The organism is Rhizobium tropici CIAT 899 (assembly GCF_000330885.1).
In the GTDB taxonomy this organism is placed as follows: Bacteria; Pseudomonadota; Alphaproteobacteria; order Rhizobiales; family Rhizobiaceae; genus Rhizobium; species Rhizobium tropici.
Genome location: NC_020062.1, coordinates 2,041,464 through 2,056,493 on the forward strand (window position 1 = coordinate 2,041,464; position 15,030 = coordinate 2,056,493).

Consider the following 15,030-nt stretch of genomic DNA (forward strand, 5'->3'; position numbering starts at 1 on the left):
CGGCACACTTAATGTGCAGGAGCCGGCTCTGCCTCGGGCGCATCCTTCTTGTGATGGTCGGCCGCAAGCAGCATATAGACCGCAGGCACGACGAAGAGCGTGAACAGCGTTCCGATGGCAAGACCGGCGGCGATCACGAGGCCCATGTTGAAGCGGGCGACAGCCCCTGCTCCGGTCGCCAGGATCAGCGGCGCGACGCCGAGAACCATGGCGCCAGTCGTCATCAGGATCGGCCGCAAGCGGATGGCGCAAGCGCCTTCGATGGCTTCGCGCTTGGTCTTTCCTTCGGCCTGCAGCGTGTTTGCCACCTCGACGATCAGAATGCCGTGCTTGCTGATCAGCCCCATCAGCGTCACCAACCCGACCTGCGTATAGATGTTCATCGACGCGCCGCCGATGCCGAGGCTGATGAAGGCGAGTGCGCCTGCGATCGACATTGGCACAGATACGAGGATGATGAACGGGTCTCGGAAGCTGTTGAACTGTGCCGAAAGCGCCAGGAAGACGATGATCAGAGCGAGCGCGAACGTCGTCGCCATGCCGCTCGATTCCTGCACATATTGGCGCGACTGCCCGCCGTAATCGACGGAATAGCCCTGCGGCAATGTCCGCGCCGCAATCGACTTCAGCGTATTGAGCGCATCGCCGACGGCAACGCCGGGCGCCGGCACGCCGGAGATCGTGGCCGAGTTCAATTGCTGGAAGTGCGCAACCGAGCGCGGCGTGGCCTGAAGTTTCGCCGTCGCGATCGCCGAAAGGGGGATCTTGTTACCGTTCACGTTTGCGATCGGATAGTTCATGATCTGATCGATGGTCTGGCGTGACCGCTGCTCCACCTGCGGAATGACCTGATAGGAACGGTTGTCGATACTGAAATAATTGACATAGCCGCCGCCTAGCATGGAGGCCAACGCCGAACCGACATTGTTCATGGACAGACCGAGGGCCGAGGCCTTGCTGCGATCGATCTGGATCGAATATTGCGGATTATCGACGTAGAGATCCTTTGTGATGAAGATAAACTGGCCGGATTTCTGCGCTTCCTGCAGGAACGCGGTAGAGACCTCGTTGAGCTGTTCGAAGCCGCTGGTGCTGCCGATGGCGAACTGCACGGGCAAACCGCTGGCGCCAGGCAGCGGCGGTATCTGGAAGACGACGGACTGTCCGCCGGCGATCTTCGCCAGGTCTGCCTGTACCAGCGGCTGCAGCTGATCCGCCGTTCTCGTGCGCTGGTCCCAGGGTTTCAGCACCATGCCCTGGAAGGACGTGCCCGGCACCTCGACCTGCAGGGTCTTGTCGGTTTCGGGAAAACTGCGGAAGATCTTGCTGACCTGGTCGGAATTCAGCAGCTTTTGCTGAAGCGTTGCATTGGGAGGGTTCGTCACCTGCGCAGCCAGGAAGCCCTGGTCTTCGTTGGGCGCCAGCTCGGTCTTGGCGCTGGTATACAGGAAATAAATGCTGCCAAGCACGATGACCGCAAACACCAGTGCCACCGGCACAGTGTTCAGGCTGCCGTGCAGCATCCGCACATAGGGCCGATGGATCTCCGAAAAACGGCGGTCGATGAAATCGGAGATACGCTCTTCCCAGCCGCTGCGATCGGTCAGGTGCGGCTTCAGGATGCGCGAGCACATCATCGGCGTCAGCGTCAGCGCAATGATCATGGATACGGTGACGGCGCCGACCAGCGTGAAGGCGAATTCCGTAAACAATGCGCCGGTCAGGCCGCCCTGGAAACCGATCGGCACGTAGACGGCAATCAGCACCACCGTCATGGCGAGGATCGGCCCGACGAGTTCGTGCGCCGCGTCCAGCGCCGCCCTCATGGGTGTCGATCCCTCTTCGATGTGGCGGTTGACGTTCTCCACCACGATGATGGCGTCATCGACGACGAGGCCGATCGCCAGAACCAGGGCGAGCAACGTCAAAAGATTGATCGAGAAGCCAAAGATCAGCATCATCGCGAAAGTGCCGACCAGCGATAGCGGTATGGCGACGACGGGAATGGCAACCGATCGCGGCGAGCCCAGAAAGGCGAAGACCACGAAAATGACGATTACCAGAGCTTCGACAAGGCTCTTCACCACCTCATCGATCGACGTGGTGACGAAGGTGCTGGAATCGTAAACGATGTAACCTTCGAGCCCCTGCGGCAATTGTTCCTGGATACTCGGAAACACCGCGCGCACGCCGGCAATCACGTCGAGCAGGTTGGCGGTCGGGGCGATCTGGATACCCATGAACACACCGTCCTGCCCATCGAAACCGATCTGGACGTCGGGGTTCTGGGATCCGAGCGCGACGGTCGCGACATCCTTCAGCCGCACGATCGTACTGCCGATCTGCTTGACCACCATTTCCTTGAATTCATCCGTCGAATGCAGGTCGGTCCTGGCCGTCAGCACCGTCTGCGTCATCTGGCCGCGCGTGGTGCCGATACCGGAGATATAATTGTTGGCGCTGAGCGCGGTCCAGACATCGCCGGCCGACAGGCCATAGGCGGCAAGCTTGTCCGGCTGCAGCCAGGCTCTCAAGGCGAACGTTCGCGCGCCGAGGATTTCGGCCGTCTGAACGCCGTTGACCGCCTGCAATTTCGGCTGGACCACGCGCGTCAGATAATCGGTGATCTGGTTGCTGGCCAGAACGTCGCTTCGGAAGCCGATATACATGGCGTCGATCGACTGGCCGATGGAAACCGTCATGATCGGCTGTTGCGTTCCCGTGGGCAGTTGATTGAGAACGGAGGACACCTTGGCGTTGATTTCGGTCATCGCCGCATCGGCGCTGTAATTGAGCCGCAGGTTGACGGTGATGGTCGATGTGCCGCTGGTGCTCGTCGAGGTCATGTAATCGATGCCGTTGGCCTGCGCGATGGCGTTTTCGAGCGGCGTCGTGATGAAGCCGGCGATAACGTCAGGTGCAGCACCGGGATAGGTGGTCGTCACCGTGACGACGGCGTTCTGGGTCTGCGGATATTGTCGCACGGTAAGCGAGCGGAACGACTGGTAGCCGATCACGATAATCAACGCGCTGACCACGAGAGCGAGAACGGGGCGCTTGATGAAGATATCGGTGATATTCATCGCCACACCTCAGTTGGGGTTCGCCGGGTTCGCATTGGGATCGTTCGACGGCTGCACGTCGTTGTTGATGATGACAGGCGAGCCGTTGTTGAGTTTCAGCTGGCCTGACGTGACCACCACTTCGCCGGCATTCAAGCCCTTGGTCACCGAGATCTGATCACCCCGCGCCTGCCCGGTGCTGACGAACTTCTGATTGGCGACAAGCTGCGGCTTTCCATCCGCCCCGTTGCCCTTGTCGGTCACCACGTAGACAACGTTGCCATAAGGATTGATGGTGACGGCGGTCTGCGGCAGGGAGATGTATTCCTTCGGCTCCCCGACCACTACCGTTATGTTGCCGAACATGCCCGGCAGCAGCTTGCGATCGGCATTGGGGAAGGTTGCCCGGATGGTGATGTTGCGGCTCTGCGTATCGACGAGCGGGCTGATCGCCGTGATCTTGCCTTCGAAAGTCTGGTTCCCGTAGGCATCGACCGTCGCCGTTACCGCTTGGCCGACCTTCAGCTGTGACAGAGCCTGCTGCGGCATGGAAAAATCGAACTGGATCGGATCGAGCGACTGCAAGGTGACGACTGCGGTCCCAGCCGATAGATACTGACCGAGGCTGACCAGCCTGATGCCGAGATGGCCATCGAAGGGAGCGCGGATCGAATATTGATCGATCAACGCCTGCTGTGACGCGACCTGCGCCTGCGCCGCCTTCCATGTCGCCAGATCACTGTCGACCTGGCTTTGCGCGATGGTATTCGCCTTGATCAGCTTGGAATCGCGATCATAGGCGATCTGCGCATTGGCCATCGTCGCCTTGTATTGTTCAAGCGTCGCGATCTGCTGATCGGCAAGCAGCTGCACGATGAGATCGCCCTTCTTGACGTCCTGGCCGTCTTCGAAGCCGATCTTCTGGACGATGCCCTGGACCTGTGCCGAAAGATTGGCGCCTTCGACAGCATTGAAGCTGCCGATCGATTGCAGCGTCGTCTGCCATGGGCTCGCTGCCGCGGTGATTGTCGAGACGGTCTGCGGTGGCGCCTTGAGATTAGCCAGATAGGCCGCAATCATCCGGTTCTTGAATGCCTGGAAGCCGAAGATCCCGCCAAGGATCAGGCCTATGACGATCAGCATGATGATCATGCGTTTTATCATGAGTGTCAGCTCTACTCTTCGGAAACAGGTCGGGAGAAATTCTATTGGTGTCGTCGCAACGGGATTTCACGGCAATTCTATCATTAACCCGCCGGCGCCGAGGCAGTCGCAAGCACATGGCAGCCTGCGGCCAATCTCTGTATGGAAAGTAGCCTTTATCAAGGCTGACAGGTTCGATCAGCCAAATTCCTTGGCTGCTGCGCCTGTCACGCGGATTTCGCCCGCTGAAGACGACACTGACCCTGCAATGATTCCAGCTGGCGGCGTTTCGTGCGGCCATCCTCTGCAAACCTCACCAGTCAAACGCCAACGGCCGCCGCTTCACTTGATCAAGGATAAGTTGCCGATATCCGATCTACAACAGCCGGCTGCATATTCCTGAAACCATATTTAATGGAGTCTTGAATAAAAGCAATCATGGCGTCGACGCCGCCGCCTTCCCAAATTGCCGCGGCATCGGCGATCTAGGCATTGAGGAAAGGGTTCGCGCGTCAGCCTCGGCGTGCCGCTTCGATCGCGGCCACATCGATCTTCTTCATGGTCATCATCGCGTCGAAAGCCCGCTTTGCCTGATCGCCGCCCTCGCGCAGCGCTTCCATCAGAACACGCGGCGTGATCTGCCAGGATACGCCCCATCTGTCCTTGCACCAGCCGCATTCGCTTTCCTGGCCGCCATTGCCGACAATGGCGTTCCAATAACGATCCGTCTCTTCCTGGTCCTCGGTGTAGATCTGAAACGAAAAGGCTTCATTGTGCTTGAACACCGGACCGCCGTTCAAGCCGACGCAGGAAACCCCCGCGACCGTGAACTCGACGACCAGCACATCACCCTCCTTGCCCTCCGGATAGTTTCCCGGTGCGCGAATAACGGCACCCATGGCGCTATCTGGAAAAGTCTCGACATAAAAATTGGCGGCGGCCTCTGCGTCCTTGTCGTACCATAGGCAAATTGTGTTCTTTGCCATTGTTCTCATCCTCCTGTTCTCCATTTCCCGATTGTTGAAATAGGCGCGAGATTGGATTTCGCCACCCTCATCGATGCCATTTCGGCTGGGCAATGACCGTTTTCCTGTCTTGACCTCGCTACCTTCTAAGACCGAAATAATTTGCGGGCGGCGCGGTTGTAATGACGCCATATTGGCAGATGCCGCAACCTTGAGTAAATGATGGGGAACGGGGCCGTCGCCGTCGATCAATTCACGATCGGTCGCCGGGTCGGAAACGTGCAGGAAATCGAAAAGCGGTTGCGCCGGCATTCTGGTCGCAACTACTTTTGGATATTTCTGTTCGCGCCAATCTGGTTGAAGAGTGAGAACAATAGAAATGAACAGCTTGCAAAAGAGCCTGCTTTTACTCCTCTCACCATGCCTTTTGATTTGCACGGAGACTGCTCGCGCTGCCGATAGCGTGACGATTCCAGGATACGCTCCCAAAACGGGCGTCGAATACGTCTATCGCTCTCGCAAGACCACCTCCACCGACATGTCGTTATGGTTCGATAAGCCGGCCGCGATCATACGTGGAGATTTCCGTCAGCGTATGACGGTCGTCTCGCGGAATACGAATAGTATGCAGGTTCTCTGGTCGCTCAGCGCGGATCTGCCGCAAGGTGCCGAAGGCGCCGCCGATTCCTACGCAATGAACGCCCTCTACGGAAATTCATTGTCGGTCTATGGTATCCGTCAACTGGAATATGAAGCGGGGTTGAACGGCTTCCCGAGTAAACTCGTCGGATTCGACGCGATCTTCCGTAACGTACAGAATGCGGCCGCAGTTGGACCAGATGGCCTTGCTGTCGCACCACAAAGCAGCCTCACAAATATTATTGACGGTATAAAAAGCAATCCGCTGCTGGTTATTCATAATCTCGCACCGGAAGCGGAGCTACTCGCCACCATACAGCAGGAGGACGGGGCGACATACGACGTCGGCCAAACGGGAACGGTGGCGACGGTGGAATATTCGCGGGGCATGCCTGTTCCTGCCACCATCGAATGGAAGCTCGACACCGCAGATTTGGACAATCAAACCGCTACCTTCAGCCTAAAAAAAGCCTATGACAAAGTGGCGTTCCAACAATCGCAGGCATCAGCTGTCGAGGGAGTGATCGCAAGCTTTGGTGAAAAGGCCAAGCAGCTCACTGGCGAGCAATTGGCGGCGGCCAGAATTGTCAGCAAAAACGCGACGATGACATTCATCGTGTCCCTGCGCGACGGCTCGACGCTTGAAGCGACAGAAACAGTTACTGCGGAAAGCGGCGGCATAAAGATTACCGCAATGAGCCATGTCTGGCGCGAGGACCTGCCGGCGAGTCTGCCCGAGCTGTCGAACTGGAACAGCCAGGCCATGTCTGCATCCGCTGTTGCTCTGCAGCCAGAGCCTGGTACCAATTCCGCGACAGCCAAGTCGCCGCTTTTCGACAGATCGGCGATCGAGGAAGGACAGGCCGCCTATGATAGTGGCAACTACGCCGCCGCGCTGAGCTACTGGAAGCCGCTCGCCGATCAAGGGGCAGCGGCCGCGCAATATAAGCTCGCCGGGCTTTATCTGTCCGGTTTAGGTGTCGATCGAGATTCCGCCCTCGCTGTCACCTATATCCGCAAGGCAGCGGAGCAAGATTGGGCGGAAGCGCAAAGCAGCCTTAGCGATCTCTATGCCGTCGGCCAAGGTGTTCCGCAAGATTATGCGCAAGCTGTGATTTGGGGCCGTAAAGCGGCTGAGCAGGGGCTCGCTGTTGCTCAGTATAATCTGGGATACAGCTACGAAAGCGGCCAAGGCGTTCCCCAGGACTATGCGCAAGCGTTGATTTGGTATCGCCGTGCCGCCGATCAGGATTTTGCCACGGCCCAGTACGCCCTCGGTCTCTTATACGACCAAGGTCTGGGCGTTCCCCAAGATTACGGTCAAGCGATCGTCTGGTATAAAAAAGCCGCCGACAAGGGCCTGGATGTGGCCCAGGGCAATCTCGGCAACATGTATGCAATGGGCCATGGAGTTGTGCGGGATCGGGACGAGGCAATCAAATGGTTCCGTAAGGCGTCCGACCAGGGACTTACAACTGCGCAAGAATCCCTGAAAAGGCTAGAGAAGCAGGAATAGGCGCGTCTTTTCTTCTTTCGGTGGTCCTGAGTTATTCTCCCTAGCGCGCTCTGCAACAAAGTCGGTGCGCTGCCCGGTCCTTTCATGAAGTACGCGAATATGAAAGACGAGGTCATATGAGAAACATCGGATCGCAGATCGAAACGCCACGGCTGCTGCTCCGTCCTTCGCGTCTATCCGATACTCCTGCTCTGTTCGAATTTCTGGGCGACAAGGAAGCCATGAAGCATACGCATGCGGACGTGACGCCTGGCGAATGCCGTCGCAGGATCGCGGTTCACGAATGGCGCCGGCGGCGCGATGGATATGCACCCTGGACCGCTGTCAGAAAGAAAGATGCAAGAATCATCGGCTGGGGCGGCTTGTACAACGATCCGTTTGACCCAGGCTGGGGCTGCGAAATCGGATACTTTTTCCGCCGGGACGCCTGGGGATATGGCTACGCATCGGAATTGGTCGCCGCGGCGCTGCATTTTGCCGACAGGGAGCTGCGGCTTGGCGAAGTCCGCGCCTTTGCCCACCCTGAAAACACAGCTTCCAGGAAGATCCTGGAAATGGCAGGTTTCGGGATCGTTCGCTTCGTTCCTGAGATGAATCGCCTGCTCCTTTCCAGAGCCCGGCGTGGGGACAACATAGTAGATCGAGACGGATGAGAATTACGTCTTCTCTCGAGAATGCATGACGGGCAAAGTTTAAAAACAAGCGTCGCATTAAATAATATGACTTTTTTTATCTTGTTTTGACCCGGTGACACGGCTATATCGCGCACGCGCCTTCGTTCGATCTCGTCGACAACAGTCATCAGGATATTTTCGTGACCATATTGAAATCAGTTTTGGCCGTTTCAGCTCTTTGTGCGACCCTTGGCTTTGCCGCGTCAACAGCCTTTGCCGCTTCGACCAGCTATCCGTTGACCATCGATAATTGCGGCGTCAAGGTCACGTTTCAGAAGGCTCCGGAGCGCGCGATCGGGCTCGGCCAGAATAGCGCCGAAATTCTTCTCCTGCTCGGCCTCGAAAACAAAATGGTCGGCACCGCTTTCTGGCCCAACAAGGTTCTGCCGCAGCTTGCGGAAGCCAATTCCAAGGTCAAGCTGCTGACGGTCGAGTTCCCGACCTTTGAATCGATCCTCTCGGAAAATCCTGACTTCGTTACAGCCGCCCTGCCGACCCTGATGGGACCAAGCAGCAAAGTGGCAAAGCGCGAGGACTTCGAAAAGCTCAATATTCCGACCTATGTTTCCCCCAGTATGTGCCCGGCCCAGGGAGCCTCTCAGGACAAATACGGCTATGCCGCCCGTAGCCAGATCTGGAACATGAGCACTCTTTACCAGGAAATCGACGAGCTCTCGCAGATTTTCGACGTCCGCGACAAGGGCCAGGCGCTGATCACGGATCTGAAAAAGCGGGAAGAGGCACTGCGCGTGGATGCGCCGAAGGATGGCAAGAAGCTCTCCTATGTCTTCTGGTTCTCCAGCCCATCCCCATCTGCAGATGCCTATGTCGGCGGAAAAAACAGCCCGTCAGGCTATATCGCCGACCTTCTTGGCGGAACCAATGCCATCAAAACCGATGCGGAATCGCCGCAGCTCGGTTGGGAAAGCATCATCGCTAGCAATCCCGACGTCATCGTGGTCACCCAGGTCGACCGCAATCGCTGGGAACTCGACAAAGTCCAGGCAAAGATCAAGTTCCTGACGACCGATCCGGCGACCAGCCAGATGACGGCGGTGAAGAACAAGGCCATGGTGATCATGCCCGCGCAGGCGATGAATCCGAGCGTGCAGACAATTTTCGGCGCCGAACAGGTGGCTGAGCAGCTGAAGGCACTCGGCCTCAGGTGAGCATAGTGGTGGAAACCAGTAAGTCCGGTCGCCTTTTGTCGCGGGTCGCCGCCCCTGCCGGACTTTTTCTGGCGTGCCTTGCAGCGATCGCGCTGGTGGTCGGCATCAGTGTGGGGATCGGCGACATGCCGATCCCGCTTTCCACCACCTATTTCGCCATCACGAACAAGTTGGGCTGGACCTCGGTCGAGCTCAACCGCATCCATGAAACCGTCATCTGGGAATATCGGCTGAGCCGCGCTTTGGTCGCCGTATTCTGCGGCGCGGGTCTCGCGCTTTGCGGTGCGATCATGCAGTCCATGCTGCGCAATCCCTTGGCCGAGCCTTACGTGCTCGGCATCTCCGCCGGCGCCTCCACCGGCGCGGTTGCTGTCGTTATTCTCGGGATCGGAGCTGGCGCCGTTTCGCTCTCCGCCGGTGCCTTCGCCGGTGCTTTTGCGGCCTTTATCCTCGTCGCCGTGCTTTCGAACGGAGCACGCGGTGGCCCGGACAGAACGATTTTGGCGGGTGTTGCCACGTCGCAGCTATTCAACGCAGCGACATCCTACGTCGTCACCACCTCCGGCAATGCCCAGCAGGCGCGCGACGTTATGTTCTGGCTGCTCGGAAGCTTCAGTGGTGTGCGCTGGCCGGAATTTGCACTGGTGTCGATTGTCGTCGGATTGGGTCTGATCGTCTGCCTGTTCTATTCGCGTCTGCTTGACGCTTTCGCTTTTGGCGACGAGGCGGCCGCCTCGCTCGGCGTAAATGTCGGCCGCACCCGTATCATTCTGTTTGCACTGACCGCGGTCATCACGGCAACCATCGTCAGCATGGTCGGCACGATCGGCTTCGTCGGTCTGGTCGTCCCGCATGCGGCGCGCTTCGTCGTCGGGCCGCTTCACATCCGGTTGCTGCCTGCCTGTGCCATTACCGGCGCCATCTTCATGGTTCTCGCCGATATTGCCTCCCGCATCCTCATTCCGCAGCAGGTTCTGCCGATCGGCGTGGTCACGGCGCTGGTCGGCGTTCCCTTCTTCTCCATCATTCTCTACCGGCTCCAGCGGGCATCATGAGCATAAAGGCCGACAATATCACCTGGAAAATCGGCGCGAAGACCGTTCTCAACGGCGTCTCTTTCGAGGCGCCTGCAGGCAAGATGCTTGGTCTCCTCGGGCCGAACGGCTCCGGCAAGACCTCGCTTCTGCGTCTACTTGCGGGGCTGAAACGGCCGAACTCCGGCCGCATCACTCTCGAAGAGAAGAATTTACAGCAGATGTCCCGCCGTTCGATCGCAAGGCGTGTCGCCTTCGTCGAGCAACACAGCACAACCAATGCCAATCTCAGGGTCATCGATGTCGTAAAGCTCGGCCGCTTTCCGCATCGCTCGATGTTCTCAGGCTGGACATCGGCAGATGACGAGGCCGTGGAAGACGCTCTCGAGCGCGCCGGCATGAAGGAGAAACGGGAGGACCGATGGCAGAGCCTGTCGGGCGGCGAAAAGCAGCGCACTCACATTGCGCGGGCTTTGGCACAGTCGCCGAAGGAACTGATCCTTGATGAGCCGACCAACCATCTCGACATCCAGCATCAAATCGGTCTGATGCGCTTGGTTGCCGGCCTGCCCGTCACCAGCATCATCGCTCTCCACGATCTCAACCACGCCGCGATGTTCTGCGATCAGCTGATCATCATGCAGCAAGGCGGGGTCGTGGCCTCCGGAGCCCCGGAAGACGTGCTGACGGAAGATTTGCTGAGAAATGTCTTTGCCGTTGAGGCAAGGATCGAGACCTCTCCTCACCACGACCGGCCGCACATTCACTATCTGCGCTGAGGGGAAATTCGGAATCTGTCCCCTGATCATCCTTGCCTCGAACTGCAACCAAGCGCATCTTTCGCAATGACCCTCGGCATCTCCGAGAGTTTTGATTGGCATCGGCAAAGGGCCGCAGCGGCATCGATTTTGCGCGTGCGGCGGATGGGGGAAATGCGTGACGGATAGGCTCAAGGGCAAGATTGCCATCATTTCAGGCGGCGCCACCGGCATGGGCGGTGCGGCGTCGCGCCTGTTTGCGGCCGAAGGCGCCAAGGTGGCGATCATCGACAGAAACGGCGACGCAGCGACTGCGACCGTGCGCGAAATCCGAGACGCCGGTGGCGTTGCCGACCATTGGGTTGCCGATGTTTCGAATGAGGCGGCGGTCAATGCGGCAGTCAAAGGCATCGAAGACCGCTTTGGCGCGGTAACCGTGCTCTTCAATCATGCAGGCACCATCGTCATCAAGCCGTTCCTCGACACGACGCTTGAGGAATGGGAATGGCTGCACGGCGTCAACGTCCGCTCGATGTTCCTGATGACCAAGGCCGTGCTGCCGGGCATGATTGCTGCCGGCGGCGGTTCCATCGTCTGCACCTCGTCGATCTCGGCTGTTGCCGCAACCCCGATGGAGGTGCTCTACGACACGACGAAGGGGGCGGTGCACATGTTTGCCCGCGCCATCGCAGTCGAGTTCCGCGATCGCAATATCCGCTGCAATGCCGTCTGCCCCGGCTTCATCCGCACGCCGCATGGGCTGCGCGAAGTGGCTGAGTTGCAGGCTCTGGGTGTCGATGTCTCGGATGCGGCAATCGCCGCGCAACAAGGCCGGATCGGCGAACCCGAGGATGTGGCGCGTGCCGCCCTCTATCTTGCTTCCGACGAGTCCAACTTCGTCAACGGCATCCACCTTTTCGTCGACAACGGCTTTACCGCCATCTGATCACTGACGCAGTGATAAAGCCGCCAAACATTCCGTCGAGGCGGCGTCATCGCCCCACCTGATCCGGTGACTTGACGGCTACGCCGAAGGGCAGGAAGTGTTTGAGATTGGCGGTGATCACGGTCAGCTTGTGAATGCTTGCCGTTCCCGCGATGATCGCATCCGCCGTGCCGGGACTATGCCCGGCGATGACTGCTTTCGCCTCGAGCCTCCCGGATTCAAGAGCGATGTCCTTGTCGACGGGCAGGATGTGATCACCATAGCCGACAATCAATCCTTGCAGCCAGGTATGAATTCCCGCAGCCTTTGCTTTGGCGCCTTTTGCTTCCAACAATCGCACGCCCTTTTCGATCTCGTGGATCGTCAGGGCTGACAGGTAGACTGCATCTTGCCGATCCTGTTCATCCACCCATTCGGCAAAAGTATTCGATGCGCTGGCTTTGGACGGAGCGAACATGGAGATCGCGTTGGTGTCGAGAAGAAAGCTCACAAATCGACCTCGCGAGATGGAGCAGGATTTCTGGAGAAAACATCCTCGGTGGGATCGAAATCAGCCGGAAAGGTCTTCAGGTATTGAACCAGGCTCGGTCGGCCCTTCCGGATCGCTTTTTTTGCCTCTTCGGCTGCCTTCACGCTGACAACGACGGCTGCGGCACGCCCATGACGGGTAATTGTTACAAACTCACCGGCCGCAGCCTGATCGATGACATAGGAAAACGACGCCTTGGCATCCTTTAAGCTGATCATTGTCATGGAAGGCTCCTAAAAGGGGTCACTTATGACCTCTTTTAAGCGCACGTTCGTGCAAAATCAAGGCGCGTTCAGGTCATCCACTTGCGGTGCTCAACGAAACGCTCTGCCAAAAGGTCGATGAACAAACGCACTTTCGTCGGCAGATGACTGCGGTTGGGATAGATCGCGCTGATGGTGAATTCCATGGCGCGGTAGTCGGGCATGGCACGCACGAGACGGCCGGCGGCGACCTCTTCGAAGACGATGAAGCTCGGGGCCAGAAAAATGCCCTGTCCGTTTGCCAAGAGAAAGCGCAGCGTCTCGGCATTGTTCGAGACGACATTGCCTGATATCTTGACCCTCACTTGCTTCCCGTCAGCATCTTCGAAACGCCATTCGTCGCCGTAGGGATAATAGGTATATTGCAGGCAATTATGCTCCGCGAGGTCGGCCGGCACTTTCGGCATGGGATGCGTTTCACGATATTCGGGCGAGCAGACGAGCATATGGCGCCAGGGCGCTAGCTTGCGCGCGACGAGCGTCGAATCCGGCGCCGGCAGGGTTCGGATCATCAGATCGTAACCCTCCTCAATCATGTCGACCGACCGTTCACCAACGTTGAAATCAAGCGAGATTGCCGGATATAGCGTCATGAACTCGTTGACGACGGGAAGCAGGAAACGGACGATGGCGCCGCTGGTATAGAGCTTCAACGTGCCGCGCGGCATGGTGCTAAGCGCGCCCGCCGTCCGGTCGGCCTCCTCGAGATCGGCAATGATCTGCGAGGATCGCTCGTAATAATATTTGCCGGTTTCCGTCAGGCTGACCCGGCGTGTCGTGCGGTTCAGAAGCCGCACACCGAGATGATCTTCCAATGACTGCACATGGTTGCCCACCATGGTGACCGACATGTTGAGGCGGCGGGCGGCGGCGGAAAAACCGCCACATTCCACCACCCGGCCAAAGACTGCGAGGCTGGTCAACCGATCCATATTGTCCTCGGATTATCCACTGTGACTTGATGATCCTTCCCGATTTGAGGAGATTATCAGAAGGATCGTTCGGACGCATCTTCATCGCATCAAAAATGACCCCGAACAAAGGGGTAGCGCACTGAAGGAAACGGACGATGGTCGAACTACCGCGCAACGAGGCGTTCAAGAACGCAAGCCAGGCCGATGCTGCTCCAGTCAACGAGGTTGCGAAATCTCCCGCCGCCGACGTTCCGCAAGGAAGAGTTGCCGAAGCGCCTATCGGTGACGCCAGACCAAAGGCGGATAGGAAGCTCATCAAGCGCGGCTTGCTGATCGCCGCGCTGCTGGCCGGCGTCGCGGCCGCAGCGGATTTCGGCTATCGCTACTGGACGGTCGGACGCTTCATCGAATCCACCGACGATGCCTATGTGAAGGCCGATTACACCACGATTGCCCCAAAGGTCGCCGGCTACATCAAGGAGGTGCTTGTCAACGACAATGACCATGTCAAGGCCGGCCAGCTTCTTGCCCGCATCGATGACCGCGATTTCCAGGCGGCGCTTTCCCAAGCAAAAGCCGATTTAAAGGCTGCGGATGCAGCGATCGCCAATATCGATGCGCAGATCCAGCTGCAGCAATCGCTGATCGGGCAAGCCAAGGCAACGGTCGACGCGTCGCAAGCCTCTCTGGATTATGCTGTATCGGATGCCGCCCGTTCGGCTCGTCTGATTACCAACGGCGTCGGCACACAGTCGCGCGCTGAAGAGACAGAATCGGCCAGAAGGCAGGCAGCGGCCGCTGTCGAGCGCGACCAGGCCGCGCTCGTCGCAGCTCAAACCAAAGTTCCCGTGCTGCAGACCCAGCGAGACCAGGCAGCTGCCCAGCGCGATCGCGCCGCTGCGGCCGTCCAGCAGGCCGAGCTCAATCTTTCCTATACCAACATCGTCGCAGCCGTCGGCGGCACGGTCGGTGCCCGCTCTATCCGCGTGGGACAATATGTGACGGCAGGTACGCAGCTGATGGCGGTGGTTCCGCTGCATTCGGTCTATGTCGTTGCGAATTTCAAAGAAACGCAGCTGACCTATGTACGCCCCGGCCAATCCGTCGAGATCAAGGTCGACAGCTTCCCTGACGTCACCATCAAGGGCCATGTCGACAGCCTCTCGCCGGCAAGCGGGCTCGAATTCTCGCTGTTGCCGCCTGACAACGCCACCGGCAACTTCACCAAGATCGTCCAGCGCATACCGGTTAAGATCGTCATCGACGACGATAATCTCGCCGGATTGCTGCGCTCGGGCATGTCGGTGGAGCCGGAAATCGATACCAAGGCTGCCCAGACATCGGCAGCCGGCGCACAGGGATCATCCAGCCACGCTGGATGATCCTTCCCGATTTTCGCCGATTATCACCTCAGCATC

Annotated in this window: 14 protein-coding genes; 8 read left to right on the plus strand and 6 right to left on the minus strand. The window is 58.5% G+C overall.

The annotated features are described in order from the left end of the window. Positions 1-8: 8 nt before the first annotated feature. On the minus strand, positions 9-3,083 hold the full coding sequence (locus tag RTCIAT899_RS31445) for an efflux RND transporter permease subunit (RefSeq protein ID WP_015343891.1): 3,075 nt from the start codon (positions 3,081-3,083) through the stop codon (positions 9-11). A 9-nt stretch (positions 3,084-3,092) separates the two neighbouring features. Beyond that, positions 3,093-4,214 carry an efflux RND transporter periplasmic adaptor subunit gene (locus RTCIAT899_RS31450; protein WP_135488276.1) on the minus strand — a complete coding sequence of 374 codons (1,122 nt, stop codon included), beginning with the start codon at positions 4,212-4,214 and terminating at the stop codon, positions 3,093-3,095. On the opposite strand from RTCIAT899_RS31450, the gene RTCIAT899_RS33450 reads away from it, so the two are divergent. Next, complete coding sequence (locus RTCIAT899_RS33450; RefSeq protein WP_135488275.1) at positions 4,192-4,608, plus strand: hypothetical protein; 417 nt, start codon at positions 4,192-4,194, stop codon at positions 4,606-4,608. The genes RTCIAT899_RS31450 and RTCIAT899_RS33450 overlap by 23 nt on opposite strands. A gap of 109 nt (positions 4,609-4,717) precedes the next feature. Here RTCIAT899_RS33450 and RTCIAT899_RS31455 read toward each other — a convergent pair whose 3' ends face one another. Next, positions 4,718-5,191 (minus strand): VOC family protein, encoded by a 474-nt coding sequence (locus tag RTCIAT899_RS31455; protein WP_015343893.1) that lies wholly within the window; start codon positions 5,189-5,191, stop codon positions 4,718-4,720. A 358-nt stretch (positions 5,192-5,549) separates the two neighbouring features. On the opposite strand from RTCIAT899_RS31455, the gene RTCIAT899_RS31460 reads away from it, so the two are divergent. The 6 genes from RTCIAT899_RS31460 (at position 5,550) to RTCIAT899_RS31485 (ending at position 11,906) form a co-directional block, all read left to right on the plus strand. Beyond that, positions 5,550-7,325: a tetratricopeptide repeat protein gene (locus RTCIAT899_RS31460; RefSeq protein WP_135488274.1), complete on the plus strand. Its 1,776-nt coding sequence runs from the start codon at positions 5,550-5,552 to the stop codon at positions 7,323-7,325. A gap of 116 nt (positions 7,326-7,441) precedes the next feature. Beyond that, entirely contained in the window at positions 7,442-7,978 is a 537-nt protein-coding gene (locus RTCIAT899_RS31465) for a GNAT family N-acetyltransferase (RefSeq protein ID WP_015343895.1), read from the plus strand. 161 nt (positions 7,979-8,139) lie between these two features. Further along, positions 8,140-9,168 (plus strand): ABC transporter substrate-binding protein, encoded by a 1,029-nt coding sequence (locus RTCIAT899_RS31470; RefSeq protein ID WP_015343896.1) that lies wholly within the window; start codon positions 8,140-8,142, stop codon positions 9,166-9,168. Positions 9,169-9,176: 8 nt separating this feature from the next. After that, a complete protein-coding gene (locus RTCIAT899_RS31475) occupies positions 9,177-10,223 on the plus strand; it encodes a FecCD family ABC transporter permease (RefSeq protein ID WP_015343897.1) in 1,047 nt (348 codons plus the stop codon). Next, positions 10,220-10,981: an ABC transporter ATP-binding protein gene (locus tag RTCIAT899_RS31480; RefSeq protein WP_015343898.1), complete on the plus strand. Its 762-nt coding sequence runs from the start codon at positions 10,220-10,222 to the stop codon at positions 10,979-10,981. Before RTCIAT899_RS31475 ends, RTCIAT899_RS31480 begins: the two co-directional genes overlap by 4 nt. Positions 10,982-11,138: 157 nt before the next feature. Further along, positions 11,139-11,906: an SDR family NAD(P)-dependent oxidoreductase gene (locus tag RTCIAT899_RS31485; RefSeq protein WP_015343899.1), complete on the plus strand. Its 768-nt coding sequence runs from the start codon at positions 11,139-11,141 to the stop codon at positions 11,904-11,906. Positions 11,907-11,952: 46 nt separating this feature from the next. Here the strand turns inward: RTCIAT899_RS31485 and RTCIAT899_RS31490 are convergent, their stop codons facing one another. The 3 genes from RTCIAT899_RS31490 to RTCIAT899_RS31500 all read right to left on the minus strand — a co-directional run bounded on the left by RTCIAT899_RS31490 (position 11,953) and on the right by RTCIAT899_RS31500 (position 13,630). Next, on the minus strand, positions 11,953-12,396 hold the full coding sequence (locus tag RTCIAT899_RS31490) for a type II toxin-antitoxin system VapC family toxin (protein WP_015343900.1): 444 nt from the start codon (positions 12,394-12,396) through the stop codon (positions 11,953-11,955). Further along, positions 12,393-12,659 carry a type II toxin-antitoxin system Phd/YefM family antitoxin gene (locus tag RTCIAT899_RS31495; RefSeq protein ID WP_041678293.1) on the minus strand — a complete coding sequence of 89 codons (267 nt, stop codon included), beginning with the start codon at positions 12,657-12,659 and terminating at the stop codon, positions 12,393-12,395. Before RTCIAT899_RS31495 ends, RTCIAT899_RS31490 begins: the two co-directional genes overlap by 4 nt. A 68-nt stretch (positions 12,660-12,727) precedes the next feature. Further along, on the minus strand, positions 12,728-13,630 hold the full coding sequence (locus RTCIAT899_RS31500; RefSeq protein WP_015343902.1) for a LysR family transcriptional regulator: 903 nt from the start codon (positions 13,628-13,630) through the stop codon (positions 12,728-12,730). Positions 13,631-13,767: 137 nt separating this feature from the next. Between RTCIAT899_RS31500 and RTCIAT899_RS31505 the strand changes: the two genes are divergently transcribed. Then, complete coding sequence (locus RTCIAT899_RS31505; protein WP_015343903.1) at positions 13,768-14,994, plus strand: HlyD family secretion protein; 1,227 nt, start codon at positions 13,768-13,770, stop codon at positions 14,992-14,994. The last annotated feature ends 36 nt before the right edge of the window (positions 14,995-15,030 follow it).

Coding starts and splice junctions, on each gene's coding strand:
- RTCIAT899_RS31445 (WP_015343891.1), bottom strand. CDS start 3,083: ATGAATATCACCGATATCTTCATCAAGCGCCCCGTTCTCGCTCTCGTG.
- RTCIAT899_RS31460 (WP_135488274.1), top strand. CDS start 5,550: ATGAACAGCTTGCAAAAGAGCCTGCTTTTACTCCTCTCACCATGCCTT.
- RTCIAT899_RS31455 (WP_015343893.1), bottom strand. CDS start 5,191: ATGGCAAAGAACACAATTTGCCTATGGTACGACAAGGACGCAGAGGCC.
- RTCIAT899_RS31450 (WP_135488276.1), bottom strand. CDS start 4,214: ATGATCATCATGCTGATCGTCATAGGCCTGATCCTTGGCGGGATCTTC.
- RTCIAT899_RS31495 (WP_041678293.1), bottom strand. CDS start 12,659: ATGACAATGATCAGCTTAAAGGATGCCAAGGCGTCGTTTTCCTATGTC.
- RTCIAT899_RS33450 (WP_135488275.1), top strand. CDS start 4,192: ATGACGATCAGCATGATGATCATGCGTTTTATCATGAGTGTCAGCTCT.
- RTCIAT899_RS31505 (WP_015343903.1), top strand. CDS start 13,768: ATGGTCGAACTACCGCGCAACGAGGCGTTCAAGAACGCAAGCCAGGCC.
- RTCIAT899_RS31480 (WP_015343898.1), top strand. CDS start 10,220: ATGAGCATAAAGGCCGACAATATCACCTGGAAAATCGGCGCGAAGACC.
- RTCIAT899_RS31465 (WP_015343895.1), top strand. CDS start 7,442: ATGAGAAACATCGGATCGCAGATCGAAACGCCACGGCTGCTGCTCCGT.
- RTCIAT899_RS31500 (WP_015343902.1), bottom strand. CDS start 13,630: ATGGATCGGTTGACCAGCCTCGCAGTCTTTGGCCGGGTGGTGGAATGT.